The sequence below is a fragment of the Stutzerimonas kunmingensis genome, assembly GCF_002929225.1.
GTDB lineage: Bacteria > Pseudomonadota > Gammaproteobacteria > Pseudomonadales > Pseudomonadaceae > Stutzerimonas.
Genome location: NZ_PISM01000004.1, coordinates 768,350 through 793,629, shown reverse-complemented (window position 1 = coordinate 793,629; position 25,280 = coordinate 768,350). Strand labels below are relative to the sequence as shown.

The window sequence follows — 25,280 nt, the reverse complement described above, 5'->3', positions numbered from 1 at the left end:
CGATGCGCCGCCTGGCGACTCTGCTGCTCGTACTGACATTCAGTCCACCCCTGTTCGCCGAAGACATTCGGATACCTGTTGGCCAACAAGGCCTGCCGGAAATGACCATGCCGACTCGTGGCGACTCGAAGAACCAGGTACTGGACCGCTTCGGCCTGGCCGATGAAGAGCGACCCGCCGTCGGCCAGCCGCCGATCACCCGCTGGGATTACCGGGAATTTTCCGTGTACTTCGAAGGCGATTGGGTGATCAACAGCGTGCGCCATCATCAACGCGCCCCATCACCCCCTAAGGAAGACTTGCAACCGTGACACTCATCTACGGCCATCGCGGCGCCAAAGGCGAAGCGCCAGAAAACACCCTGGCAAGCTTCGAGCAATGCCTGCAGCATGGTGTGCGCCGCTGCGAGCTGGACCTGCATCTTTCCCGCGACGGCGAACTGATGGTCATCCACGACCCGACGCTCAAGCGCACCACCGGCCGCCGGGGAAAGGTCGTGCAACATGATGCCGACGAGCTGGTTAACTACGACGCCAGGGAAGGGGGGCCTGGCTGGAAGACGCCCTGCCCTATTCCCAGGCTGAGCGAGCTATTCGAAAAATGCGATTTCGAGCACTGGCAGCTCGAGGTCAAGAGTGCTTCGCGGGTGCGCGCCGCGCGTACGGTCATAGCGATCAAGGAGCTGGCCGAACGGTATCGATTGCTCGATCGCATCACCGTCACGTCGAGCTCTCGTGAAGTGCTGCGTGCGCTGAAGCGGCTTGCGCCGGAGATCTCACGCGGGCTGGTAGCCGAGTACAACTGGCTCGATCCACTGAAGGTCGCCCGTCAATATGGCTGCAACCTACTGGCGCTGAAGTGGACGCTGTGCACCCCGGAGCGTCTGGAAAAAGCCCGTAAACAGGGCCTGCATGTATCGGTTTGGACAGTCAATGAACCGGCCCTGATGCGCCGCCTGGCCGACTTCGGCGTCGACAGCCTGATCACCGACTACCCCGGCCTGGCGGTCAGTACCCTATCGCGATCCTGACAGCCAACACACCGCGGCACGATCCGGCAGCGCAGGCCGCTGCCGGATTCACCCTCACCTGATCAGAAGCTCTCCCGGTTAGGCCAATGCCAATCACGGGAGTCGCCGCCCTCTCCAGCCGCCTCAGGCCAGCGGCCGGAGCTGCTCAAAAAAGCCGGTTGAGCCCGTCGAACGCAGCGACGCGGTAGGCTTCGGCCATTGTCGGGTAGTTGAAGGTGGTGTTGACGAAGTACTTGATGCTGTTCGCCGGCCCCTTCTGGTTCATGATCGCCTGGCCAATGTGCACGATCTCCGAAGCCTGATAACCGAAGCAGTGCACACCGAGCACTTCCAGCGTTTCGCGGTGGAAGAGAATCTTCAGCATGCCCACTGGCTCGAACGAAATCTGCGCCCGCGCCATGCTTTTGAAGAACGCCTTGCCGACTTCATAGGGAATCTTCGCCTGGGTCAGTTCGCGCTCGTTCTTGCCGATAGAGCTGATCTCGGGAATGGTGTAAATACCGGTCGGTACGTCATCGACGAAACGCCAGGAGTCATTCTCGACGATGCTGCCCGCTGCCGAACGGCCTTGGTCATAAGCGGCACTGGCCAGCGACGGCCAACCGATCACATCGCCGGCAGCGTAGATATTGCCGATCTCGGTGCGGTAGTGCTCATCAACCTGGACCTGACCACGACTGTTAGCCTTGAGCCCGATGTTCTCCAGCCCGAGCTTGTCGGTATTGCCGGTACGTCCGTTGCTCCAGAGGAATGCGTCTGCCTTGATCTTCTTGCCCGACTTGAGATGCAGGATCACGCCGTTCTCCAGCCCCTCGACCCGCTCGTACTCTTCGTTGTGGCGAATCAGCACGTTGTTGTTGCGCAGGTGATAGCTGAGCGCATCGGAAATCTCGTCATCCAGGAAGCTGAGCAATTGCTCGCGGTTGTCGATCAGGTCGACCAGCACGCCCAGACCGCTGAAGATTGATGCATATTCGCAACCGATGACGCCGGCCCCGTAGATGATCATCCGGCGCGGCGTGTGACTGAGAGTAAGAATGGTGTCGCTGTCGTAGATACGCGGGTGATTGAAGTCGATATCAGCCGGTCGATACGGGCGCGAGCCGGTGGCGATGACGAACTGACTGGCAACCAGCTTTTCCACCATGCCATTGAGGCAGACCACTTCGACGCTCTGCTCATCGGAGAAGCTGGCAGTCCCGAAGAAGGTATCGATGCGGTTACGCGCGTAGTAACTCGTGCGGGAAGTGACCTGCTTGCTGATGACCTTCTCGGCACTCTTCAGCACGTCCGGAAAGGAGAACCAGCGTGGTTCGCCGATCTGGCGGAACAGCGGGTTGGTGTTGTACTGCATGATCTGCCGTACCGAATGGCGCAAGGCCTTGGACGGGATGGTGCCCAGGTGTGTGCAGTTGCCCCCAACCAGCGGACGGTTATCTACCACGGCGACCTTGCGTCCCGCCTTGACGGCATTTATTGCCGCGCCCTCCCCGGCCGGACCGGAACCCAATACCACCAAATCGTAGTTATAGACCGCCATATACACTCCTGAAAACGCAGCGGGAGACGCCGCTGCTGTCAACGAATTCGCCGATGTCCAAAGACGCAAACCAGCCACTTCTTTCAAGCTCTGCGCGCGCCGTGCCCGTCAGCGAGCCCGGCCAGGCAAGTCCGCTCAGGGCTGCCTGGACGCGCAAAGGTTCACATCAACGCTTGGTGGCGTCGTAGGCGAGATCGGCGTTACCCGCGTTCTTCGCCTCGTTCACTTCTTCGCACTTCTCGCGGCTACCGCCACAGATGGAGCACTCCTTCTCGATGCCCAGATTGGCGATACCCCCGCAGGAACCCGCGATGGGCTTGCGTCCCATGATCACGCCGATGGCCATGCCGAATACCACAAGCAGCATCACCAGAAAAACCAGTAACCAAGTCATTGCTCTACTCCCGCACCGAACAGCTCGTCAAAAGCCTTGGTGCTCGTTGTTACGAAGCCTTGCCCCTCGCGCACGACGAAGAACGCGGCGATCGCATTACGCTCTGCCAGTGCCAGCCCCCGCTCGGGGCCGAGCACCATCAACGCGGTAGACAACCCGTCAGCACGCAAAGTCGATTTATCGATGACCGTCACCGCAGCGAGGTGATGCTCGATCGGTCTGCCGCTTTGCGGGTCCAGGGTATGTGAATAACGCCGGCCGTCCTGCTCGAAATAGTTTCGATAGTCGCCGGAGGTGGATACGCCCAGACCATCGAGCTCGACGATCTTCTGCGCAACCCGCTGGTCATCCCTGGGCGCTTCAATGGCTATGCGCCACGGAGAATCATCGGGCTTGCGGCCCTCAGCCCTGAGCTCGCCAGTGATCTCAACGAGGTAACTCTTTACGCCGAGCGCCTTCAAACGATCGACAACGCGATCAACCGCATAACCGGCAGCGATGCTGTTGAAGTCCAGCTGCAGCGCCACCGTCTTGCACAACTGATCGCCATCGATACGTAGATGCCGATGGCCGGTCAACGCCCGCGCCGCCTCGATATCCGCCGCGGATGGAACCTGCTCGGCACGACCTTGCGGACCGAAGCCCCAAAGGTTCAGCAATGGCTCGAGTGTAAGATCGAACGCGCCATCGCTGTCGGCCGATAGCTGATCGCCCGCTGCGACCAATTCGCGCACCGTATCCGGCATCGGCTCGCAGCTTCCGGCGGGCAGCGCATTGAAGCGCTCGACATCGGAATCGCTTCGGTAGGTGGACAGCTGTTTGTCGATATCGCCGAGAATGGCCTCGACTTCACCGTGCAGCTCCTCCCTGGACGGGACGTCGCCGCTGCTTACGTACTTGACGGTATAGGTACTGCCCATCGTTGGGCCGCTGATGACCTCGACCCTGTCCTGAAACAGACAGCCCGTCAGGGCTGCCGCGAGAGCGACAGCGATGACGGGCCGGAGGTACACGACAGCATGGAGAGCCTGCAGTGACGCTCGGGTCATGCTAGCCGCCGAAGTCGTCGAGCAGAATATTCTCCGGCTCGACGCCGAGGTCGGTGAGCATCTTAATCACCGATGCGTTCATCATGGGCGGGCCGCACATGTAGAACTCGCAATCTTCCGGAGCCGGATGATCCTTCAGATAGTTCTCGTACAGCACGTTGTGGATAAAGCCGGTCGGGCCATCCCAGTTATCTTCCGGCAGCGGATCGGACAGGGCCAGATGCCATTGGAAGTTCGGATTCTCCGCCTGCAACTGGTCGTACTCTTCCACGTAGAAGGCCTCGCGCATGGAGCGCGCGCCATACCAGAAGCTCATCTTGCGCTTGGACTTCAGGCGCTTGAGCTGGTCGAAGATGTGCGAGCGCATCGGTGCCATCCCCGCACCACCACCGATGAAGACCATCTCGGCGTCGGTGTCCTTGGCGAAGAACTCGCCGAACGGTCCGTAAACGGTGATCTTGTCGCCCGGCTTCAGGCTGAAGACATAGGATGACATCTTGCCCGGCGGAATATCGTCACGGCCTGGCGGCGGTGAGGCGATACGGATGTTGAACTTCACCAGGCCACGCTCTTCCGGATAGTTGGCCATGGAGTAGGCGCGAATGACGGTCTCGTCACACTTCGACACGTACTTCCACTGGTCGAACTTGTCCCAGTCGCCGCGATACTCTTCCTGAATGTCGAAGTCCCGGTAACGCACTTCATGCGGCGGGCACTCGAGCTGCACATAACCACCAGCGCGGAAGTCGACGTTCTCGCCTTCCGGCAGCTTGAGTGTCAGTTCCTTGATGAAGGTCGCGACGTTGGGGTTGGACTCGACGGTGCATTCCCACTTCTTCACGCCGAAGACTTCTTCCGGCACTTCGATCTTCATGTCCGCCTTGACCGGAGTCTGGCAGGACAGGCGCCAGCCCTCGCCTGCCTCGCGACGGGTGAAGTGCGACTCCTCGGTGGGCAGCATCTCGCCACCACCGCTCTCGACGATGCACTTGCACTGCGCGCAGGTACCACCGCCGCCACAGGCGGACGAGAGAAAGATATTGTTGGCAGCCAGGGTCTGCAGCAGCTTGCCGCCGGCGGGCACGGTAATGGTCCGTTCGCCATTGATTTCGATGGACACGTCACCGCTGGATACCAGCTTGGCGCGTGCAGCCAGGATGATCACCACCAGCGCAAGCACGATGGCGGTGAACATACCGATGGCGAGGAAAATTTCGTAACTCATCAGTTCGTCCCGTCCTTACAGCTGTACGCCAGAGAAAGACATGAAGCCCAGCGACATCAGTCCGATGGTGATGAAGGTGATACCCAGACCCTGCAACCCATCCGGAACATCGCTGTATTTCAGCTTCTCGCGAATACCGGCCAGCAAAGCGATGGCCAGCGCCCAGGACAGGCCGGAGCCCATGCCATACACCACGCTCTCGCCCAGGTTGTAGTCGCGCTCGACCATGAACAGCGTGCCACCCATGATGGCGCAGTTCACGGTGATCAGCGGCAGGAATACACCCAGCGCGTTGTAGAGGCTCGGCACATACTTATCGAGGGTCATCTCGAGGATCTGCACGATGGCCGCGATCACGCCGATGTAGCTCAGCAGACCGAGGAAGCTGAGGTCCACTTCAGGCAGTCCGGCCCAAGACAAAGCACCGGCCTTCAGCAGGTAGGTGTAGATCAGGTTGTTGGCAGGCACGGTGATGGCCTGCACCACGATGACCGCGATGCCCAGGCCGATGGCTGTTTCCACCTTCTTGGAAATCGCAATGAAGGTACACATGCCGAGGAAGAACGCCAGGGCCATGTTCTCGATGAACACGGCGCGGACGAACAGGCTGATGTAATGCTCCATTAGTAAGCCTCCTTGTTCGAGACTTGCGGCGCCATCTTGAAGGCAGGCTTCTCAACCTGCTCCTTCTTCCAGGCACGAATGCCCCAGATGAACAGGCCGATCAGAAAGAATGCCGAAGGCGGCAGCAGCATCATACCGTTGGGCTGATACCAACCGCCGTCGTTGACCACCGGCAGAATGGTGTAACCCATCAGTTTGCCAGCGCCAGTCAGCTCGCGAATGAAGCCGAGTGCAATCAGCATGGCGCTATAGCCCAGACCGTTACCGATACCGTCGAAGAACGACAGCATTGGCGGGTTCTGCATGGCAAAGGCTTCCGCACGCCCCATCACGATGCAGTTGGTGATGATCAGACCGACGAACACCGAGAGCTGCTTGGACAGCGAGAACGCGTAGGCCTTGAGCACCTGATCCACCAGGATCACCAGCGAGGCGATGATCACCATTTGCACGATCATGCGGATCGAGTTGGGGATCTGGCTGCGGATCATCGAAATGAACAGATTGGAGAACGCCACCACCAACGTCAGCGCGACAGACATCACCAGCGCCGTGTTCAGGTTGGAGGTGACCGCCAGCGCCGAGCAGATTCCGAGAATCTGCAGGCCGATGGGGTTGTTATTGAAGATCGGATTGAGCAGAACTTCTTTGACAGTGGGTTGCGACATGATCAAGCCTCCCCAGCGCGCAGATTAGCGATAAATGGACCGAAGCCGTTCTCGCCCAACCAGAAGTGCAACAGCGAGTTGACACCGTTGCTGGTCAGGGTCGCACCGGCCAGGGCATCGACCTGGTGGTCGGCTTTCGGGCTCTGAGGGTCGACACCGCCCTTGACGATCTGCACCGCCAGGTTGCCGTTGTCGTCATACAGTTCCTTGCCAGGCCACATGCCGCGCCACTTCGGATTGTCTACCTCGCCGCCGAGACCCGGGGTCTCGCCGTGCTGATAGAAGCCGAAGCCGGCTACCGTATTCAGGTCACCCTCGACCGCCATGAAGCCGTATAGCGTCGACCAGAGACCGTAGCCACGCACAGGCAGGATCAGCGTATCGATCTCGCCCTCGCCCTGCCCTTCGACGATATAAACGGTGCTGTAACGCTCGCGACGCTTGATCGAGGCAATATCCTCTTCGCTCGGCAGGGCCTCGGACAGTGCAGGATCCTTGGCCGCGGCGAGCGGATCGAAGGTCTTGGCTTCGAATTCGTCGCTGAACTTGCCGGTTTCCAGATCGACCAGGCGGGCAACGATGCGTTCGTTGAACAACTGCTTGACCTGATTACCGGACATTCCCGCCTCGCCCAGCCCGGCGATCGCCAGAATGCTGCGCTGCTTGTCCAGCAGGCGGTTTTCCTGCTGAGTCGGGCGAAGCGCCACGGCGGCGCCAGCCACGAAGATGGAGCACACCAGGCAGACCAACAGGGCTACCGTCAGCGTGCGAACGGTGGATTCTTTCTGACTAGACATTACGTGCCAGCCTCCGCTTGATATTGGCCTGAATGACGAAATGGTCAATCAGCGGCGCACACAGGTTGGCGAACAGGATCGCCAGCATCATGCCTTCCGGGAAGGCGGGGTTGACCACGCGGATCAGCACGACCATCACACCAATCAGGATGCCGAACACCCACTTACCGGTATTGGTCATGGAGGCCGAAACCGGGTCGGTCGCCATGAAGATCATGCCGAAGGCGAAGCCACCGACGACCATGTGCCAGTACCAGGGCATGGCGAACAGCGGATTGGTGTCCGAACCGATCAGGTTGAACAGGAAGCTCAGACCGATCATGCCGAGCATCACACCGGAAACGATGCGCCAGGAGGCGATCTTGCTACCGATCAGGATCACGCCGCCGATGAAGATTGCCAGCGTGCTGGTTTCACCGATCGAGCCATGAATGGTGCCAACGAAGGCGTCCATCCAGGTGATGCCGTTGTCGATCACATTTTCGATACCGCCGGCAAAGCCGAGGCTCAGCGCAGTGGCGCCGGCATAGCCATCGACCGCAGTCCAGACGCCGTCACCGGACATCTGTGCCGGGTAGGCGAAGAACAGGAACGCCCGCGCAGTAAGCGCCGGATTCAGGAAGTTCTTGCCGGTACCACCGAAGATTTCCTTGCCGATTACTACGCCGAAGCTGATACCCAGCGCGACCTGCCATAGCGGAATGCTCGGCGGCAGGATCAGGGCAAACAGCACGGACGTAACGAAGAAGCCTTCGTTGACCTCATGCTTGCGGATCGAAGCGAACAGCACTTCCCAGAACCCACCGACGATGAAGGTCACCGCGTAGATCGGAAGGAAGTAGGCTGCGCCCTGGATGAAGTTATCCCAGAGACTGTTCGGATCGAAGCCCGCCAGTGCGCCGATCAGACCGAAGCGCCAGCCTTCTTGAGCTGCGAGCAGATCAGGGCTCTGCGCGAAGATCAGGTTGGCCTGGTAGCCGGTGTTCCACATGCCGAAGAACATCGCCGGGAAGGTACACATCCAGACGGTGATCATCATGCGCTTGAGGTCGATGCCGTCGCGCACGTGGGCCGTGGTCTTGGTGACGCTGCCGGGACGATAGAGGAAGGTGTCGGCCGCTTCGTAAAGCGCGTACCACTTCTCGTACTTGCCGCCTTTTTCGAAATGATGCTCGATCTTGTCGAGGAATGCGCGAATGCCCATGCCTTAACCCTCCTTCTCGATGCGGGTCAGATTGTCCCGCAGGATCGGGCCGTATTCGTATTTCCCGGCACAGACATAGCTGCACAGCGCCAGATCTTCTTCATCCAGCTCCAGGCAACCGAGTTTCTGCGCCACTTCGGTGTCACCCACGATCAGTGCACGCAGCAACTGGGTCGGCAGGACGTCCAGCGGCATGACCTCTTCGTAGTTACCTACCGGCACCATCGCCCGTGGGCTGCCGTTGGTGGAGGTCGAGAAGGCGAACTTCTTACCGGCCATCAGTTTGGAGATATAGATGTTGAGGATCGAATGCTTGTCGACGCCCGGGCGCATGTAATGGAGCATCTCGCGCTCCTTGCCCTCACGCAGGCAGGAAACCTGCTGGTGGTAGCGACCAAGGTAGGCGAACGCACCATGGGCGGTACGACCACCCAGCAGCGAGCCAGAAACGACGCGATTGGCTCCGGGTTGCAGCTCACCAGCGGTCAGTTCGTCGAGGTTGGCACCGAGACGGGCACGTACCAGACGTGGCTGCTCGACCACCGGGCCGGCCAGGGAGACAACGCGCTCCACCGACAAACGCCCACTGGTGAACAGCTTGCCCACGGCAATCACGTCCTGATAACCGATGGTCCAGACGCTTTTGCTGGCACTTACCGGGTCGAGGAAATGGATGTGGGTACCAGCCAACCCGGCAGGATGCGGACCGTTGAAGCTTTCGACCTGAACCTTGGCCAGGGACTCGCCTGGCAACGAGGCATTTGGCGCCTTGCACAGGAACACTTTGGCCAGATTGGTCAGGACCTTGAGCCCGGCTTCAAAGGCTTCGGGCTGTTCAGCGATGACGATCGCCGGATCGGCTGCCAGCGGATGCGTGTCGATCGCGGTCACGAAAATCGAGGCAGGCGTGGCATCGACGGCCGGCACCTTGCTGAACGGGCGCGTGCGCAGTGCGGTCCACAGGCCTGACTGCTGCAGGTTTTCACGCACCTGCTCGCTGCTCAGACCATCCAGCTGGGCTGGCGAATAGCTCGTGAAGGTGACTTCTTCATCGCCCTCGAGGTCGATGACCACCGATTGCAGCACGCGCTTTTCGCCGCGGTGAACTGCACTGACGACACCGGCGCCGGGCGCGGTGTAATGCACGCCTTCGGACTTCTTGTCGGAAAAAAGTATCTGCCCCAGCTTAACCCGATCACCGACCTGAACAGCCATGGTTGGCTTCATGGTCGGATAGTCGAAGCCGACGACGGCGACGCTGCGCACCGGCCTGCCGGCCTCGATACGCTGCGCCGGCGCACCGGCTATGGGCAAATCAAGCCCTCGTTTTATATTGATCATCGGTTTGCCTAACCACTGATTTTAGAAAGCTTTTTTTGCAGACCCAGCGGCATGGCGCAAAGTAGGATTGCGCCGCGCGCGCCAATACGTTATTGACGCGACACCATGTCGCGGACCCAGGTAAAAAATCCGCCCGATTATAGAGGTCGCGGACCTTGACTGACCACCCAAGCATTGCGGATTTTTGACTCGAAACAAGAGAAGCAAAATTAGCGGCGCACGAAATCGAGCCGACCGCTCGGCCGCTCAACCCCGGCAGCTCGCGCTACTACTACCGCCCAGAAACGCGAAACGGGAGCCGAGGCTCCCGTTTCGATTTCACCGTCCGCAGCGTTTAGCGCGGGAAGGCTGGCGGGTTAACCCCCGCCATGTCTTCCATCACCCGCACGACCTGACAGCTGTAGCCGAACTCGTTGTCGTACCAGACGTAAAGCACGACACGGTTGTCGTTGCAAATGGTCGCTTCGGCATCCACCACGCCGGCATGGCGCGATCCGACGAAATCAGTGGATACAACTTCCTGCGAGTTGACGAAGTCGATCTGTTTCTGCAGATCCGAGTGCATGGCCATCTGGCGCAGGTACTCGTTGATCTCTTCGCGACTGGTGGCCTTCTCCAGGTTCAGGTTGAGAATTGCCATGGACACGTTCGGCGTCGGGACGCGGATCGCGTTGCCGGTCAGCTTGCCTTTGAGCACCGGCAGCGCCTTGGCTGCAGCGGTGGCGGCACCCGTTTCGGTGATCACCATGTTCAGCGCAGCGCTGCGACCACGACGACTGCCCTTGTGGAAGTTGTCGATCAGGTTCTGGTCGTTGGTGTACGAATGCACCGTTTCCACGTGACCGTTGACGATGCCGTACTGATCGTTCACCGCCTTGAGCACCGGCACGATGGCGTTGGTGGTGCAGGATGCAGCGGAGATGATCTTGTCATCGGCGGTGATGTCGCCATGGTTGATGCCATGCACGATGTTCTTCAGCTCACCCTTGCCCGGCGCGGTCAATACGACGCGAGCAACACCCGGGCACTTGAGGTGCTGACCCAGGCCTTCGGCGTCACGCCACTTGCCAGTGTTGTCGACAAGCAGTGCGTTTTCGATGCCGTACTGGGTGTAATCCACAGAAGACGGATCGTTGGAGTAGATCACCTGAATCAGGTTGCCGTTGGCGGTGATGGTGCTGTTCTCTTCGTCGATGGTGATTGTGCCATCGAAAGGACCATGCACCGAGTCGCGACGCAGCAGGCTGGCACGCTTGACCAGATCGTTGTCCGCGCCCTTGCGCACGACGATGGCGCGCAGGCGCAGGCCGTCGCCACCACCGGTTTTCTCAATCAGGATACGCGCCAGCAGACGACCGATACGGCCGAAACCGTAAAGAACCACGTCAGTGCCTTTGTGACCAGCTGCGGCGTGACGCTTATCGGCCACCTCAGCCAGCTCTTCACGGACGAACTGCTCAAGATTGCGACCGTTGCCCACTTCCTTGTACTTGGCGACCAGCTTGCCCAGGTCCACCGAAGCGGCGCCCAGGTTCATTTCGCTCATCGTCTTGAGGATCTGGAAGGTGTCGTGCACCGACAGCTCGGTTTCGTCGGCGATGCGGTGACGGGCGAAACGGTGTGCCTTGAGGATGGCGATCACCGAACGATTGATCAGGCCACGGCCGTAGATCGAAGTCACCACGTTGTTGTTGCGATACAGCTGACCAATCAGCGGAATCATCGCTTCGGCGAGCGCTTCGCGGTCAATCCATTCACCAAGACACTGGTCGGGCTTCTGAGTCACGGGCAGTTCCTTCCAACATGTAGGGGCTGAGAAAAGGGGCTACATTATGACGGCGCACCCTAGCGCCGGCAATCTGCAGCGGACGAAACACTGACAGCCAAGCGCCTCGATAGTTACAATCCCGGCGGCCTATTTTTTGATCGGAGCCACGCCCACTCGTGTCCGTCTTGCGCCTTCCCCCCCTGCCTGCCGCCAGCGGCAAGCAACATTGGGGCAATCTTCCAGGAGCTGCGCTAAGCCTGGCGATTGCCGAAGCAGCCAGCAACGCCAAACGCTTCACGCTCCTGCTCACTGCCGACAGCCAGAGCGCCGAGCGCCTGCAGGAAGAACTCGCCTTCTTCGCGCCACAGCTGGCGGTATTGCATTTTCCTGACTGGGAAACGCTGCCCTACGACATCTTTTCGCCGCACCAGGACATCGTCTCCCAGCGCATTGCCGCCCTCTACCAACTACCGGAGCTGAGCCACGGCGTGCTGGTAGTGCCGATCACCACCGCCCTACACAGGCTAGCGCCAAAGCGCTTCCTGCTGGGTTCGAGCCTGGTGCTGGACGTCGGGCAGAAGCTGGATGTGGAGCAGATGCGCCTGCGCCTGGAAGCAGCCGGCTATCGCTGCGTGGACACCGTGTACGAGCACGGCGAGTTCGCCGTGCGCGGCGCGTTGATCGACCTGTTCCCCATGGGCAGCCCCCTGCCCTACCGCATCGACCTGTTCGATGACGAGATCGAGACACTGCGCACCTTCGATCCGGAGAACCAGCGCTCGATCGACAAGGTCGAGTCGATCCGCCTGTTGCCAGCACGCGAGTTCCCCCTGAAGAAGGAGGCAGTCACCGGCTTCCGCGCGCGTTTTCGCGAGCGTTTCGACGTCGACTTCCGCCGCTGCCCGATCTACCAGGACCTCTCTACCGGCATCACCCCAGCGGGCATCGAGTATTACCTACCGCTGTTCTACGAAGAAACCGCGACGCTTTTCGACTACCTGCCTGAAGACAGCCAGGTGTTCTCCCTGCCCGGCATCGAGCAGGCCGCCGAGCAGTTCTGGAGCGACGTTCGCAATCGCTACGAAGAACGCCGCGTCGACCCCGAGCGACCGCTGCTGCCGCCGGCCGAACTGTTCATGCCGGTGGAGGACTGCTTCGCTCGGCTCAAGCTCTGGCCGCGTGTGGTCGCCAGCCAACAGGATGTCGAGCCTGGCATCGGCCGCGAACGCTTCACCGCGCAGGCCCTGCCGGAACTGGCAATCGAGGCCAAGGCGAGCGAACCGCTGGGCAAGCTGCGACGCTTCCTCGACGAATATGCCGGGCGTGTGCTGTTTACTGCCGAATCAGCCGGCCGCCGCGAAGTCTTGCTGGAGCTGCTCGCCCGTCTGAAGCTGCGCCCGCAAGAAGTCGAAGGCTGGGAGGAATTCCTCGCCAGCCAGGAGCGCCTGGCGATCACCATCGCTCCGCTCGACGAAGGCCTGCAACTGGACGACGTCGCACTGGTCGCGGAAAGCCCGCTGTTCGGTCAGCGCGTCATGCAGCGCCGGCGACGCGAGAAGAGTCGCGACGGTGGCGAGAACGTCATCAAGAACCTCACCGAGCTGCGCGAAGGCTCGCCGGTGGTGCACATCGATCACGGTGTCGGTCGCTACCAGGGCCTGGTCACTCTGGAGATCGAAGGCCAGGCGCAGGAATTCCTGCTGCTGCAGTACGCCGAGGATGCCAAGCTCTACGTACCGGTCGCCAGCCTGCACCTGATCGCCCGCTATACAGGCAGCGACGACGCGCTCGCGCCACTGCACCGGCTCGGCTCGGAAACCTGGCAGAAAGCCAAGCGTAAGGCGGCCGAGCAGGTCCGCGATGTCGCGGCCGAGCTGCTGGATATTTACGCCCGCCGCGCCGCACGCGAGGGTTATGCCTTCAAGGACCCGCAGGTCGACTACGAAACGTTCGCCGCAGGCTTTCCGTTCGAAGAAACGCCCGATCAGCAGGCCGCCATCGACGCGGTACGCGAGGACCTGCTGTCGGCCAAGCCGATGGATCGTCTGGTCTGTGGTGACGTCGGCTTTGGCAAGACCGAGGTGGCCATGCGAGCCGCCTTCATCGCCGTCCATGGCGGCCGGCAGGTTGGCGTACTGGTGCCGACCACCCTGCTCGCTCAGCAGCACTACAACAGCTTCCGCGACCGCTTCGCCGACTGGCCGGTGCGGGTCGAGGTGATGAGCCGCTTCAAATCCGCCAAGGAAGTGCAGAGCGCCATCGCCGAGCTGGCCGAGGGCAAGATCGACATTCTCATCGGCACCCACAAGCTGCTGCAGGATGACGTCAAGTTCAGCAACCTGGGCTTGGTCATCATCGACGAGGAACACCGTTTCGGCGTGCGCCAGAAGGAACAGCTCAAGGCATTGCGCAGTGAAGTGGACATCCTCACGCTGACCGCCACGCCGATTCCACGCACGCTGAACATGTCCATCGCCGGCATGCGCGACCTCTCGATCATCGCCACGCCGCCGGCGCGCCGGCTGTCGGTTCGCACCTTCGTCATGGAACAGCAGAACACCGTGATCAAGGAGGCGCTGCTGCGCGAGCTGTTGCGCGGCGGCCAGGTCTATTACCTGCACAACGACGTGAAGACCATCGAGAAATGCGCCGCCGACTTGCAGGCACTGGTGCCGGAGGCACGCGTCGCGATCGGCCACGGGCAAATGCGCGAGCGTGACCTCGAACAGGTCATGAGCGACTTCTACCACAAACGTTTCAACGTGCTGGTGGCCTCGACCATTATCGAAACCGGCATCGACGTGCCCAGCGCCAACACCATCATCATCGAGCGCGCCGACAAGTTCGGCCTGGCGCAGCTGCACCAGCTGCGTGGCCGGGTAGGCCGCAGCCACCACCAAGCCTATGCCTATCTGCTGACCCCGACCCGCAAGGCAATGACCGATGACGCGCAGAAGCGCCTGGAGGCCATCGCCAATGCCCAGGACCTCGGTGCAGGCTTTGTCCTCGCCACCCACGACCTGGAAATCCGCGGCGCCGGCGAGCTTCTCGGCGAGGGTCAGAGCGGGCAGATCCAGGCGGTTGGCTTCACCCTTTATATGGAAATGCTCGAGCGCGCGGTCAAGGCGATCCGCAAGGGCGAGCAGCCGAATCTGGAGCAGCCGCTCGGCGGCGGGCCGGAAATCAACCTGCGCCTGGCAGCCCTGATCCCGGAAGACTACCTGCCGGATGTGCATGCCCGCCTGATCCTCTACAAGCGCATTGCCAATGCGGCCGACGAAGACGGGCTGAAAGAACTGCAGGTGGAGATGATCGACCGCTTCGGCCTGCTACCGGAACCGACGAAGAACCTGGTGCGCCTGACACTGCTCAAGCTGCAGGCGGAAAAGCTCGGCATTACCAAGATCGACGCAGGCCCGCAGGGTGGGCGCATCGAGTTCTCGGCCGACACCTCGGTCGACCCGATGGTGCTGATCAAGCTGATCCAGAGTCAGCCGAATCGCTACAAGTTCGAAGGCGCCACGCTGTTCAAATTCCAGGTGCCGATGGAACGCCCGGAGGAACGCTTCAATACGCTGGAAGCGCTGCTCGAGCGGCTGGCGCCCAATGAGCAAGGATCGTAGATGCCACTTCGCTATCTAGTCTTGCTGCTGACGCTGCTGGCGCCTCAGGCTCACGCCGAGGCGCTATATCGCGTCGAGCTGATCCTGTTTCGCCACGCCCCGCCACTGGAAGCCAGCCAGCACGCTCCCTACGACTGGGCCGATAGTGCGCAGGTGCTGGACAGGCGCGCCGAACGCCAGCCAGCCCTGGAGCATATCGCCGCCAGGCTTACGCCAGACCAGGGCTACCAGGTGCTGTTGCAACGCGCCTGGCAGCAGGCGGTCAGCGAAAAGGCCTCAACCATCGCGCTGCACCAGGGGCAGCGCCACTTCGAGCACTACCCTATTCAAGGACTGCTAACAATCAGGCCCGGGCGCTACATGCAGACGGACATGACCTTCTGGGTCAACCGTTTCGGCGACTACGGAGAGCTGCTCAGCAGCGAACGCCTGACGCAGCGGGTGCGCCTGGTGCCTGGCCGGCTGACCTATATCGATCACGACAGCCTCGGGCTGCTGATCGAACTGAAGCGGTTATGAGCAAGCTCCCTCGCGCTTCCCAGCCCGAGACTGGTCTGGCGCATCTCGCATTTGCAGTGAGGAGCTGAGCCTTGGCCCCTCCTCTGGTTCCCCGCAAGGAACGACTGATCGACGACCTGCGCCCAGTCGCGCTGCTCAGCCTCGGCAGCCACCTGGCAATCAATTACCAGCCCGGCAACCAGCGCATGGTCAGCGAGCATCAGCACCGCGCCGGGCTGTCGTTCATCTACGGTGATGCCTGCGTCCATGGCAAACGCGACGGCGAGCGCATCCGCCATCTGGCCGGTGACGAGCTGCAGCTGATCGCCCGCCACGCCCAGGCCGAACAGGCACTGCGCAAGCAACTGGAGCAGCTCGGCTTTCGCCCGGCATTGCGCCAGAGTCAGGCGCTGCCGAAAGACTCGGCGGAAATGTTCCAGTTGCCCGGTGAAGAAGCCTGGCTCGGTTTCGTTCAGCAGCATCTGCCCGAACTGCGCCGCCAGGGCTGGCAGATCGACATTCATCCAGGCTTCGCCTATGACCTGACGGCCATCGACAGCTGGTACGCAGAAATCGACGAGGCAGCCGATGACGACTGGTTCGATCTTGATCTGGGCATCGTCGTAGAAGGCCAGCGCATCGGCATATTGCCGGTGCTCTTGCGCCTGATCCGCCAGAACCCCCAGCTGCTGACGCCGCGCGCCCTCGCTCAGCGCAGCGACGAGGAGCAACTGCGCGTCCAGCTCGATCGACCGGGTCAGCGTGACGGGCAAACCCTGCAGGTCGCCCTGCCGTTCGCCCGAATCAAGCCGATTCTGACAACCCTCGGCGAGCTGTACCTGCGTGAGCCGATGGATGGCGCCTCGCTGCGGCTGAGCAAAGCCGACGGCGCGCGGTTGGCCGGGCTGGAGGAACTCAGGCCAGACTGGCGAGGGGGCGAACGGCTGCGGCGGTTCGCCAAGCGACTGAACAGCCCGAGCGCGCAGGCATGCCCGGCACCGGATGCACTCAACGCCACGCTGCGCCCCTATCAGCTGCAGGGTCTGGCCTGGATGCAGACCCTGCGCGAGCTGGGCGCGGGCGGCATCCTCGGCGACGACATGGGCCTGGGCAAGACGCTGCAGAGCCTTGCCCACATCCTCGCCGAAAAGCAGGCAGGACGGCTCGATCGTCCGGCGCTGGTGGTGATGCCGACCAGCCTGATTCCCAACTGGCAGGACGAGGCCAGCCGTTTCGCCCCGCAGCTACGGGTATTGACGCTCAAGGGCAGCACCCGGCAGAAACACTTCGGCGAACTTGGCGAGCACGATCTACTGCTGACCAGCTATGCGCTGCTGACGCGCGACATAGCCGCACTGCGTGAGCAGCCGCTGCACCTACTCATTCTCGACGAGGCGCAGCACATCAAGAACCCGTCCGGCAAAGCGGCCCAGGCCGTACGCGAAATGCAGACCCGGCAGCGCCTGTGCCTGACCGGCACACCGCTGGAGAATCACCTCGGCGAGCTCTGGTCGCTATTCCACTTCCTCATGCCCGGGTGGCTTGGAGACGCCAAAAGCTTCACCCAGGAGTACCGCAATCCGATCGAAAAACACGGCGACGATGCACGACTGGCGCACCTGCGCGCCCGCATTCGGCCGTTCCTGTTGCGGCGCACCAAGGAACAGGTAGCCACTGAGCTGCCGGCCAAGAACGAGTTCGTCCACTGGGTCGAACTGAATGACGTCCAGCGCGAGGTCTACGAGACCTTGCGGCTGGCAATGGATCGCAAGGTGCGCGACGAGATCGAGCGCAAGGGACTCGCGCGCAGCCAGATGGTCATCCTCGAGGCGCTGCTCAAGCTGCGTCAGGTCTGCTGCGACCTGCGCCTGCTGAAGGGTGAGTCGGCACGAGCCGCACGCGGCAGCAGCTCCGGCAAGCTCGACAGCCTGCTGGAGATGCTCGACGAGCTGATGAGCGAAGGCCGGCGGGTGCTGCTGTTTTCCCAGTTCACCTCGATGCTGGCGTTGATCGAGCAGGCGCTACACAAGCGCGGCATCGAGTACGTCAAGCTGACGGGTGAGACCGATGATCGACGCACGCCGGTCGAGCGCTTCCAGGCCGGCGAAGTGCCGCTGTTCCTGATCAGCCTGAAGGCCGGTGGCACCGGGCTCAACCTGACGGCGGCGGATACGGTGATCCACTACGATCCCTGGTGGAATCCCGCTGCGGAGAACCAGGCGACCGACCGCGCCTATCGCATCGGCCAGGACAAGCCGGTCTTCGTCTATCGTCTTATTAGCCGCGGCTCCGTCGAGGAGCGCATCCGCGAGTTGCAGGCGCGCAAGGCCGAACTCGCGGCCGGTGTACTCGAAGGTGCAGTCGACGGCAGCTTGCAGCTTGGCGAACGCGACATCGACGCCCTGCTCGCACCGCTACCCTGACGCTATAGCGGCATGCAAACTTGTGACACCGGCGAGTGCAGCAGTTTGCGCTTTGCCAGATCATCGCCACCTCGCTTACGTTTCCGTCCCGAGGCGCCCCGCCGCCTCCACGATCACTGGCATCGGTTACAAAAGGAACCGCACCATGAGTCTCTACGAGATCGCCTTTTCCGGCCAACTGCTCCCGGGCGCCAAGCTCGAGCAGGTCGAGGCCAACCTGACCAAGCTGTTCCAGGCCGACGCCCAGCGTATCGCGCTGCTGTTCTCCGGCCGGCGCATCGTGATCAAGCAGAATCTGGACTTCGCCGCGGCCGAAAAATATCGCCAGGCGATGGAGCGTGCCGGCGCGCAGGTAGAACTCAAACCGCTGCCCGTCGATGTGGAGGAAATCGAACTGGCGCCGCCTCCGGCATCGACGGCGACCAGCGCGGCCAGCACCGAGAGCAGCGCAGGAAAAACGAGCGACGCTCCGGCCACACTCAAGGTGACGCCGCGTGACGAATACATGGCAGCCTTCGCCGACGTCGAGGCACCGGACTTCGGTATTGCGCCGGTCGGCGTCGACCTGCAGGACGCCCGGCCCGAGCCAGAGGCGCCGCGCGTGGATCTTTCTCAGTTCAGCCTTGCCCCGGTGGGCAGCGACATGGGCGAAAAGCCGCGCGACACCACCGCCGTGGTGCCGGATATATCGCATCTGAAGCTGCAGGACTGACGGGCACACGTTCGGCAGTGAGCGCCGCAGAGACTCCTCAGGCGCTCAGCTTCAGACCAACCAGCCCAGCCAGCAACAGCAGCACGCTCACCAGCCGCGCGGGCGAGGCGCTTTCGCCGAAGATGAGAATGCCCAGCAGCACGGTACCCAATGCGCCGATACCGACCCAGATGCCGTAGGCGGTACCCACCGGCAGAACCTGCATGGCACGCGCGAGCAGGAAAAAGCTGCCAGCCATGGCCGCTATGGTGAGCACGCTGGGTAGCGGGCGGGTGAAGCCTTCGGAAGCCTTGAGGCCAATGGCCCAACCCACTTCCAGAAGGCCGGCTACGATCAGCATGATCCAGGCCGAATGCATGACGATGACTCCATCAACTGCAGGGTCGTCCCCGCACGAGTCGACATGCCAGCGGGTCGTCCCGCGGCGGACGCGACCCTAGCACAGCGGCGCACTGTTTTGGACCACTCGCAGCGCCCGTCGATCGCAGGTTTACTGATTGCTGAACGGAGATCGATGTTGGTCCCATGCTCCAGCGTGGAACCATCAGCAGCTCCCGTGTCCGCGCCGGAGCGTGGGTATGGTCATCAAAGATGTAGCCGATGCGGTCCCATCGCGAATGCCACGCGGTGGATGGGTGAAGCGTCATCCACCCTACGAACCACCCCGTAGGGTGGAAAACTGCGAAGCATTTTCCACCTTGGATAGCGGACAGATGAGCCCCTGCCTACGCCACCTCATGCCCGCGGGCCGCTTCGCTCAGGTAGAACCAGGCGGGACGGTCCAGCTCTAATTCAGCGCCGTGCAGCGCCTCCTCGATCCGTTCCCAGCGCAGGCTGCCGAGGATCGGCAACGGGCGGCCGGGCAATTCCCGAAGCCAGGCCAGCGCCACCTGATTGGCCGTTGCGCCCCGATCCGCGGCGACTTCTTCGAGCGCACTGCGCAGTCGCTCGCCGAAACGCCCACCGGCCATCGGCGACCAGGCCAGCACTTGCAGACCCGCGGCCTGCAAGGCATGCAAACCGCCGTCCCATACCCCTTGCTGGGCCTGCAACGAGAGTTCGATCTGGTTGCAGCGCAGCGGCACGCGTTGCGCCAATGCCTGGCAATGCAACACCCCGGCGTTGGAGAGCCCGACCCAGCCGACCTTGCCGCTGGCGATCAGCTCGTTCAGCGTGTCGGCCACCTCGTCGACCTGCAGCAGCGGGTCCGGGCGATGCAGCAGAAAGCCGTCGAGCCGCTCGACACCCAGCCGCGTCAGGCTGCCGTCCACCGCCTGGCGCAGATAGCGAGCACTGGTGTCGTAGTGCTTGACCCGCCAGCGCGAGCATTCCTGCCCGGCCGGCACGATATCGGCCTTGCCGATGATCTGCAGGCGCTGGCGCAGCCCCGGTGCCAGGCGCAAGGCCGCACCGAAGTGCGCCTCGCATTGCCCGCCGGCATAGATGTCGGCGTGGTCGAAACCGTTCAGCCCACGCTCGACGCAGCGCTCGATAAAGCCCAGCAATGCCTGGGGCTCACCCAGCTCGGGGTATTCCAGCAGGCGCATCATGCCCAGCAACAGCGGTTGGTCGAGCACGGGCGAGGCCATGAAAAGCTCCGTCAGAAGATGTAATCGGTGGTCAGGAAGCTCGACTGGCGGTCACGAATGATCTGGTCGACCAGTTGCTTGTTGGCCTCGTTGAAGCGGGTCGCCACAAGGGTGCGGATGGAGAACACCCGCAGCGCATCGTGTACCGACAGCGTTCCCTCGGCCGAATTCTTGCGGCCGTTGAACGGATAGCTATCCGGCCCGCGCTGGCACTGGGCATTGATGTTGATGCGACCGACCTGGTTGACGAAGGCATCGACCAGCTCGCCGACCTGCGCCGGATCGTTGCCGAAGATCGACAGCTGCTGGCCGTAGTCGGAGGCAGTCACATAGTCGATTACTTCCTGCAGGTCGCGGTACGGCACTACGGGCACCAGCGGGCCGAACTGCTCTTCGTGATAGACACGCATGGACGAATCAACCGGGCTCAGCACCGCCGGATGAAAGAAGGTCTGGTGCGACTCGCCGCCGCCGGCATTGACCACTCGCGCGCCCTTGGCCACGGCGTCTTCGAGCACGGCATGCAGGTAATCGGTCTTGCCCGGCTCGGGCAGCGGCGTCAGCGCGACGCCTGGCTCCCAGGGCATGCCCGGCTTGAGCGCGTTGACGCGAGCGGCGAAGCGTTCGAGAAAGCCATCGAGCACCGCCTCATGCACGAAGAGGATCTTCAATGCCGTGCAACGCTGGCCGTTGAACGACAGCGCGCCGGTCACGGCCTCCTCCACGGCATTGTCCAGATCGACCTGCGGCAGGACGATGCCCGGGTTCTTCGCATCCAGCCCCAGCGCGGCGCGCAGGCGGTGCGGGCGCGGGTGCAGTTTCTTCAGGTCGGCGGCGCCCTTGTGCGTGCCGATAAAGGCGAACACGTCGATCTTGCCGCTGGCCATCAGTGCGCTGACCGTCTCGCGGCCGCGACCGTAGATGACGTTGATGACCCCGGCCGGGAAGCTGTCGCGGAAGGCTTCGAGCAGCGGATGTACCAGCAGCACGCCGAACTTGGCCGGCTTGAACACCACCGTGTTGCCCATGATCAGCGCCGGGATCAGCGTGGTGAAGGTTTCGTTCAGCGGGTAGTTGTACGGGCCCATGCACAGCGCCACGCCCATCGGCACGCGGCGGATCTGGCCGAGCGTGCCCTGCTCCAGCTCGAAGCGGCTGGAGCTGCGGTCCAGCTCCTTCAGCGCATGAATGGTGTCGACGATGTAGTCGCAGGTGCGATCGAACTCCTTTTCGGAATCCTTGAGGTTCTTGCCGATCTCCCACATCAGCAGCTTGACCACTGCCTCGCGCTGTTCCCGCATGCGCGCCAGAAAGCTCTCGACATGGGCGATGCGCTCGGCCACGCGCATGGTCGGCCAGGCACCGCGACCGTAGTCATAGGCGGCGACAGCGGCGTCCAGCGCACGCAGCGCGGCGTCGGCATCCAGCAGCGGCGTACTGCCAAGAACTACCTGGCGCTCGCTACCGTCCGCCTCGCGCAGGAACACCGGGCTGCGTACCTCGGCCAAAGGACCGTCCCAGTTCATCAGCTCGCCATCGACCAGATAATCGCGCTGCGTAACCGGTGCATCCGGACGATAGGCCTCGGGAATCTCATCCAGACGGGGGAAAAGCTCGGAAAGCGGGCGCGCGTTGCTCATGCAACCTCCAGGTAGCGAGAAGATGGGGAAGATGCGGCGGGCCTTCGCCCGCCGCGAGGGGATGGGACGATTACAGCTCGCGCTGCTCGGCACGCTCGGCGCGCAGGTCGAAGTCGCGCGGCAGTTCGGCTGCCGACGCGCTGTCCAGCGCCTGCAGGGCCTGGCGCGTGGCGCTTTCGATGGCGGCCCAATCGCCGGCACGCACGGCCTTGGAGTCGACCATCCAGGTACCGCCGACACACATCACATTGGCCAGACTCAGGTAATCCCGCGCATTGCGCGCATTGACGCCACCGGTCGGGCAGAAGCGGATGTCACCGAACGGCCCGCCCAGCGCCTTGAGCGCTGCCACGCCGCCGCAGATCTCGGCGGGGAACAGCTTGAAGCGGCGATAGCCAATGGCGTAGCCGAGCATGATTTCCGAGGCGCTGGCGACGCCCGGCAGCAGCGGCAGCGGCCCTTGCAACGCGGCCTCGAGCAGCGCCGGCGTGCTGCCGGGCGAGACGATGAACTGTGCACCGGCGGCCTCGGCCTGCTCCAGCATGTTGGCGTCGAGCACGGTGCCGGCGCCGACGATCAGCTCCGGGCGCTGCTCGCGCAGCAGGCGAATGGCGCCCAGGCCCAGCGCCGAACGCAGGGTGATCTCGAGCACGCGCAGGCCACCGGCGGCCAGAGCATCGGCCAGCGGCAGGATGTCCGCCTCACGCTCGATGGTGATCACCGGCAGGATGCGCGCAGCGCTGCACCACTTGTCGATCAGGGCGATCTTGTCGTTCATGGCGTCAACGCTGGTTTGGATAGATGTCATGGATAATTCCTTGCGGCCTCAGGGGCACCAGTAGATTTCGAGGGGACGGGCGAGGAAGGCGCGGATCGGCATCGCTTCGTAGGGCTCGCCAGCCAGGGCCTGATTGAGCGTGGCCAGTTTGCCGCGACCATGCAGGGCGAGCAGCGTCAGCCGCGCGCTGGCCAGCAACGCCAGGGTCATGCTCAGGCGCTGGCGCGGCACGGTCGGCGCCTGCATCGGCAGGCAACGCCGCGTGCCACGCGGGTCGAGCGCCTGCTGCAGATTCGGGCTGTCGGGGAACAGCGAGGCGGTGTGGCCGTCTTCACCCATGCCCAGCACCAGCACGTCGATTGGCGGCAGTTCAGCCAATACGGCATCGGCACGATCAGCGGCCTGCTCGAGGCTTGTCGCGCTCTGGTAGAGGCCGACCAGGCGCGCCGCGGCGGCCGGCCCCTGCAGCAGGTGGCGACGCAGCAGGCCTTCATTGCTGTCGGGATGGCTGACCGGCACCCAGCGCTCGTCGGCGAGGCTGACGGTGACCTTGGCCCAATCCAGTTCCTGCTGCGCGAGGCGCTCGAAGAAGGCGATCGGGCTGCGGCCGCCGGAAACCACCAGCGTCGCCGCGCCACGCTCGGCAATCGCGCCGCGCAGAGCGTTGCTCACGGTCAGCGCCAGTTCGCCGGCCAGCTGCTCGGCGTCACCAAGGCTGAAACCCAGGGTCTGCACCGGCAGATCGAGATTAGAGATCGTCATACCAACTCCTGCCATCACGGCTGATCAGGGCAATCGAAGCAGCCGGTCCCCAGCTGCCTGCTGCGTAAGGTTTGGGTGGGGCGCCGACGCGCTGCCAGCCGTCGATCAGCTGGTCGCACCACTTCCAGGCGTATTCGATTTCGTCCTTGCGCACGAAGAGGTTCTGGTTGCCCTTCATCACTTCGAGCAACAGTCGCTCGTAGGCATCGGGGATGCGCGGGCTCTTGTAGGTTTCCGAGAAATTCAGCTGCAACGGGCCGCTGCGCAGCTGCATGCCCTTGTCCAGGCCCTGGTCCTTGGTCATCACCAGCAGCGAGATGCCCTCCTGCGGCTGCAGGCGGATGATCAGCTTGTTGCCGATAAGCTGGCGCTGTTCCGGGGCAAAGATGTAGTGCGGCGGCGCCTTGAAGTGGATAACGATCTGCGACAGCTTCTGCGGCATGCGCTTACCGGTACGCAGGTAGAACGGCACGCCGGCCCAGCGCCAATTGCAGATTTCCGCCCGCAGCGCGACGAAGGTTTCGGTGTCGCTCTGGGTGTTGGAGTTTTCTTCCTCCAGATAGCCCGGCACGTGGCGGCCAAGGATGCTGCCGGCGACGTACTGGCCGCGCACCAGCTGCTGGCCAAGATGTTCTGGCGCAATCGGCGCCAGCGCCTTGAGCACCTTGACCTTCTCGTCGCGGATGCTGTCGGCCGAGAGGTCGCTGGGCGGGTCCATGGCGATCAGGCAGAGCAGCTGCAGCAGGTGGTTCTGGATCATGTCGCGCAGCTGGCCGGCCTGGTCGAAGTAGCCCCAGCGGCCTTCGATGCCGACGGTTTCGGCAACGGTGATCTCCACGTGGGAGATGTGATTCTGGTTCCACTGCGTCTCGAACAGGCTGTTGGCGAAACGCAGGGCGATCAGGTTCTGCACCGTGTCCTTGCCCAGGTAATGGTCGATGCGATAGGTGCGGTCTTCCGGGAAGAAGCGCGCCACCGCGTCGTTCACTTCGCGGGACGACTCCAGGTCGTGGCCGATGGGCTTTTCCAGCACTACGCGGGTGCGCTCGGCCAGGCCCGCCTCGGCCAGCCCGGCGCAGATCGCACCGTAGACAGATGCCGGCGTCGCAAAGAAGGCGACGATGCTATCCGCGTTGCCGGCCTTGTCCGCCAGCGCGGCAAAATCCTCGGCGCGGCGGAAATCCATGCTCAGGTAGTCCAGGCGCGCCATGAAGCGCTGCAGCACGGCTTCATCGAGGTCGCGTTCGCCGACGTGGCGGCGCAGATGTTCTTCGATCAACGCCAGATGGCTTGCCGCCTCGCCGCTCTCGCGAGCCAGAGCGAGCAGGCGCGTTTCGGTTGGCAGCAGACCGGCGCGATCGAGCTGATAGAGCGCGGGAAACAGCTTGCGCAGGGCCAGATCACCGAGGGCGCCGAACAGCGCCAGGGTGCAGGGTTCGACAGATAGTGGCGTCATGATGTTTGTTCTTCTACTAAAACTGCACTATGAATACACGGCGATGCCCTGTTATTCAAGTTCAATGTAGTAATAAAAACAACATTTACTGCAAAACAAGATTCCTATGGTCGCTCCGCATCTCGCTCAGTAGCATAGGCCACCCCTTTGGCAAGCCGC

At 62.5% G+C, this 25,280-nt stretch carries 22 protein-coding genes; 6 read left to right on the top strand and 16 right to left on the bottom strand.

Annotation, left to right across the window (positions count from 1 at the left end; genetic code table 11):
• Positions 1-2: 2 nt before the first annotated feature.
• Complete coding sequence (locus tag CW305_RS04810) at positions 3-311, top strand: phosphodiesterase (protein ID WP_104097240.1); 309 nt, start codon at positions 3-5, stop codon at positions 309-311.
• Complete coding sequence (locus tag CW305_RS04805) at positions 308-1,030, top strand: glycerophosphodiester phosphodiesterase (RefSeq protein ID WP_104097239.1); 723 nt, start codon at positions 308-310, stop codon at positions 1,028-1,030. The genes CW305_RS04810 and CW305_RS04805 overlap by 4 nt, the downstream gene beginning before the upstream one ends.
• A 145-nt stretch (positions 1,031-1,175) precedes the next feature.
• Here CW305_RS04805 and sthA read toward each other — a convergent pair whose 3' ends face one another.
• From sthA to CW305_RS04755, 10 genes are all read right to left on the bottom strand, one after another.
• A complete protein-coding gene (gene sthA / locus CW305_RS04800; RefSeq protein WP_003299651.1) occupies positions 1,176-2,570 on the bottom strand; it encodes a Si-specific NAD(P)(+) transhydrogenase in 1,395 nt (464 codons plus the stop codon).
• A gap of 166 nt (positions 2,571-2,736) precedes the next feature.
• Positions 2,737-2,964, bottom strand: a complete 228-nt coding sequence (gene nqrM / locus CW305_RS04795) for a (Na+)-NQR maturation NqrM (RefSeq protein WP_003283705.1) — start codon at positions 2,962-2,964, stop codon at positions 2,737-2,739.
• Positions 2,961-3,884: an FAD:protein FMN transferase gene (locus CW305_RS04790; protein WP_104097423.1), complete on the bottom strand. Its 924-nt coding sequence runs from the start codon at positions 3,882-3,884 to the stop codon at positions 2,961-2,963. The genes nqrM and CW305_RS04790 overlap by 4 nt, the downstream gene beginning before the upstream one ends.
• A gap of 130 nt (positions 3,885-4,014) precedes the next feature.
• Complete coding sequence (nqrF, locus tag CW305_RS04785; RefSeq protein WP_172602804.1) at positions 4,015-5,241, bottom strand: NADH:ubiquinone reductase (Na(+)-transporting) subunit F; 1,227 nt, start codon at positions 5,239-5,241, stop codon at positions 4,015-4,017.
• A 12-nt stretch (positions 5,242-5,253) separates the two neighbouring features.
• On the bottom strand, positions 5,254-5,862 hold the full coding sequence (gene nqrE, locus CW305_RS04780; RefSeq protein WP_014820916.1) for an NADH:ubiquinone reductase (Na(+)-transporting) subunit E: 609 nt from the start codon (positions 5,860-5,862) through the stop codon (positions 5,254-5,256).
• Entirely contained in the window at positions 5,862-6,536 is a 675-nt protein-coding gene (locus tag CW305_RS04775; protein ID WP_172602757.1) for an NADH:ubiquinone reductase (Na(+)-transporting) subunit D, read from the bottom strand. Before CW305_RS04775 ends, nqrE begins: the two co-directional genes overlap by 1 nt.
• Entirely contained in the window at positions 6,533-7,327 is a 795-nt protein-coding gene (locus CW305_RS04770; RefSeq protein ID WP_104097238.1) for a Na(+)-translocating NADH-quinone reductase subunit C, read from the bottom strand. Before CW305_RS04770 ends, CW305_RS04775 begins: the two co-directional genes overlap by 4 nt.
• Complete coding sequence (locus CW305_RS04765; RefSeq protein ID WP_104097237.1) at positions 7,320-8,531, bottom strand: NADH:ubiquinone reductase (Na(+)-transporting) subunit B; 1,212 nt, start codon at positions 8,529-8,531, stop codon at positions 7,320-7,322. Before CW305_RS04765 ends, CW305_RS04770 begins: the two co-directional genes overlap by 8 nt.
• 3 nt (positions 8,532-8,534) lie before the next feature.
• Positions 8,535-9,872 carry a Na(+)-translocating NADH-quinone reductase subunit A gene (locus CW305_RS04760; protein ID WP_104097236.1) on the bottom strand — a complete coding sequence of 446 codons (1,338 nt, stop codon included), beginning with the start codon at positions 9,870-9,872 and terminating at the stop codon, positions 8,535-8,537.
• A gap of 334 nt (positions 9,873-10,206) precedes the next feature.
• Positions 10,207-11,658: a glyceraldehyde-3-phosphate dehydrogenase gene (locus CW305_RS04755; protein ID WP_003299659.1), complete on the bottom strand. Its 1,452-nt coding sequence runs from the start codon at positions 11,656-11,658 to the stop codon at positions 10,207-10,209.
• Positions 11,659-11,816: 158 nt separating this feature from the next.
• On the opposite strand from CW305_RS04755, the gene mfd reads away from it, so the two are divergent.
• The 4 genes from mfd (at position 11,817) to CW305_RS04735 (ending at position 18,896) form a co-directional block, all read left to right on the top strand.
• Positions 11,817-15,263 (top strand): transcription-repair coupling factor, encoded by a 3,447-nt coding sequence (gene mfd / locus CW305_RS04750; protein WP_003299660.1) that lies wholly within the window; start codon positions 11,817-11,819, stop codon positions 15,261-15,263.
• Positions 15,264-15,782, top strand: coding sequence for a CsiV family protein (locus CW305_RS04745; RefSeq protein ID WP_104097235.1), 519 nt, complete (start codon positions 15,264-15,266; stop codon positions 15,780-15,782).
• A 71-nt stretch (positions 15,783-15,853) separates the two neighbouring features.
• A complete protein-coding gene (locus CW305_RS04740) occupies positions 15,854-18,184 on the top strand; it encodes a DEAD/DEAH box helicase (protein WP_104097234.1) in 2,331 nt (776 codons plus the stop codon).
• Between the two features lie 145 nt (positions 18,185-18,329).
• On the top strand, positions 18,330-18,896 hold the full coding sequence (locus tag CW305_RS04735; protein WP_104097233.1) for a hypothetical protein: 567 nt from the start codon (positions 18,330-18,332) through the stop codon (positions 18,894-18,896).
• A gap of 37 nt (positions 18,897-18,933) precedes the next feature.
• Here CW305_RS04735 and sugE read toward each other — a convergent pair whose 3' ends face one another.
• From sugE to zwf, 6 genes are all read right to left on the bottom strand, one after another.
• Positions 18,934-19,254 carry a quaternary ammonium compound efflux SMR transporter SugE gene (gene sugE / locus CW305_RS04730; RefSeq protein WP_014820923.1) on the bottom strand — a complete coding sequence of 107 codons (321 nt, stop codon included), beginning with the start codon at positions 19,252-19,254 and terminating at the stop codon, positions 18,934-18,936.
• A 367-nt stretch (positions 19,255-19,621) separates the two neighbouring features.
• On the bottom strand, positions 19,622-20,485 hold the full coding sequence (locus CW305_RS04725) for an aldo/keto reductase (RefSeq protein ID WP_104097232.1): 864 nt from the start codon (positions 20,483-20,485) through the stop codon (positions 19,622-19,624).
• 11 nt (positions 20,486-20,496) lie between these two features.
• Positions 20,497-22,125, bottom strand: coding sequence for an NADP-dependent glyceraldehyde-3-phosphate dehydrogenase (locus tag CW305_RS04720; protein ID WP_104097231.1), 1,629 nt, complete (start codon positions 22,123-22,125; stop codon positions 20,497-20,499).
• Positions 22,126-22,195: 70 nt separating this feature from the next.
• Complete coding sequence (locus CW305_RS04715; RefSeq protein ID WP_104097230.1) at positions 22,196-22,933, bottom strand: bifunctional 4-hydroxy-2-oxoglutarate aldolase/2-dehydro-3-deoxy-phosphogluconate aldolase; 738 nt, start codon at positions 22,931-22,933, stop codon at positions 22,196-22,198.
• 18 nt (positions 22,934-22,951) lie between these two features.
• On the bottom strand, positions 22,952-23,665 hold the full coding sequence (gene pgl / locus CW305_RS04710) for a 6-phosphogluconolactonase (protein ID WP_023446746.1): 714 nt from the start codon (positions 23,663-23,665) through the stop codon (positions 22,952-22,954).
• Positions 23,652-25,121 (bottom strand): glucose-6-phosphate dehydrogenase, encoded by a 1,470-nt coding sequence (gene zwf, locus CW305_RS04705; protein WP_104097229.1) that lies wholly within the window; start codon positions 25,119-25,121, stop codon positions 23,652-23,654. Before zwf ends, pgl begins: the two co-directional genes overlap by 14 nt.
• Positions 25,122-25,280 lie beyond the last annotated feature (159 nt).

What these genes read in the sequence shown, in the direction of transcription:
- CW305_RS04810 (WP_104097240.1), top strand. Translation starts at nt 3, where the DNA reads ATGCGCCGCCTGGCGACTCTGCTGCTCGTACTGACATTCAGTCCACCC.
- sthA (WP_003299651.1), bottom strand. Translation starts at nt 2,570, where the DNA reads ATGGCGGTCTATAACTACGATTTGGTGGTATTGGGTTCCGGTCCGGCC.
- nqrM (WP_003283705.1), bottom strand. Translation starts at nt 2,964, where the DNA reads ATGACTTGGTTACTGGTTTTTCTGGTGATGCTGCTTGTGGTATTCGGC.
- CW305_RS04790 (WP_104097423.1), bottom strand. Translation starts at nt 3,884, where the DNA reads ATGGGCAGTACCTATACCGTCAAGTACGTAAGCAGCGGCGACGTCCCG.
- nqrE (WP_014820916.1), bottom strand. Translation starts at nt 5,862, where the DNA reads ATGGAGCATTACATCAGCCTGTTCGTCCGCGCCGTGTTCATCGAGAAC.
- CW305_RS04770 (WP_104097238.1), bottom strand. Translation starts at nt 7,327, where the DNA reads ATGTCTAGTCAGAAAGAATCCACCGTTCGCACGCTGACGGTAGCCCTG.
- CW305_RS04765 (WP_104097237.1), bottom strand. Translation starts at nt 8,531, where the DNA reads ATGGGCATTCGCGCATTCCTCGACAAGATCGAGCATCATTTCGAAAAA.
- CW305_RS04760 (WP_104097236.1), bottom strand. Translation starts at nt 9,872, where the DNA reads ATGATCAATATAAAACGAGGGCTTGATTTGCCCATAGCCGGTGCGCCG.
- CW305_RS04745 (WP_104097235.1), top strand. Translation starts at nt 15,264, where the DNA reads ATGCCACTTCGCTATCTAGTCTTGCTGCTGACGCTGCTGGCGCCTCAG.
- CW305_RS04735 (WP_104097233.1), top strand. Translation starts at nt 18,330, where the DNA reads ATGAGTCTCTACGAGATCGCCTTTTCCGGCCAACTGCTCCCGGGCGCC.
- sugE (WP_014820923.1), bottom strand. Translation starts at nt 19,254, where the DNA reads ATGCATTCGGCCTGGATCATGCTGATCGTAGCCGGCCTTCTGGAAGTG.
- CW305_RS04725 (WP_104097232.1), bottom strand. Translation starts at nt 20,485, where the DNA reads ATGGCCTCGCCCGTGCTCGACCAACCGCTGTTGCTGGGCATGATGCGC.
- CW305_RS04720 (WP_104097231.1), bottom strand. Translation starts at nt 22,125, where the DNA reads ATGAGCAACGCGCGCCCGCTTTCCGAGCTTTTCCCCCGTCTGGATGAG.
- CW305_RS04715 (WP_104097230.1), bottom strand. Translation starts at nt 22,933, where the DNA reads ATGACATCTATCCAAACCAGCGTTGACGCCATGAACGACAAGATCGCC.
- pgl (WP_023446746.1), bottom strand. Translation starts at nt 23,665, where the DNA reads ATGACGATCTCTAATCTCGATCTGCCGGTGCAGACCCTGGGTTTCAGC.
- zwf (WP_104097229.1), bottom strand. Translation starts at nt 25,121, where the DNA reads ATGACGCCACTATCTGTCGAACCCTGCACCCTGGCGCTGTTCGGCGCC.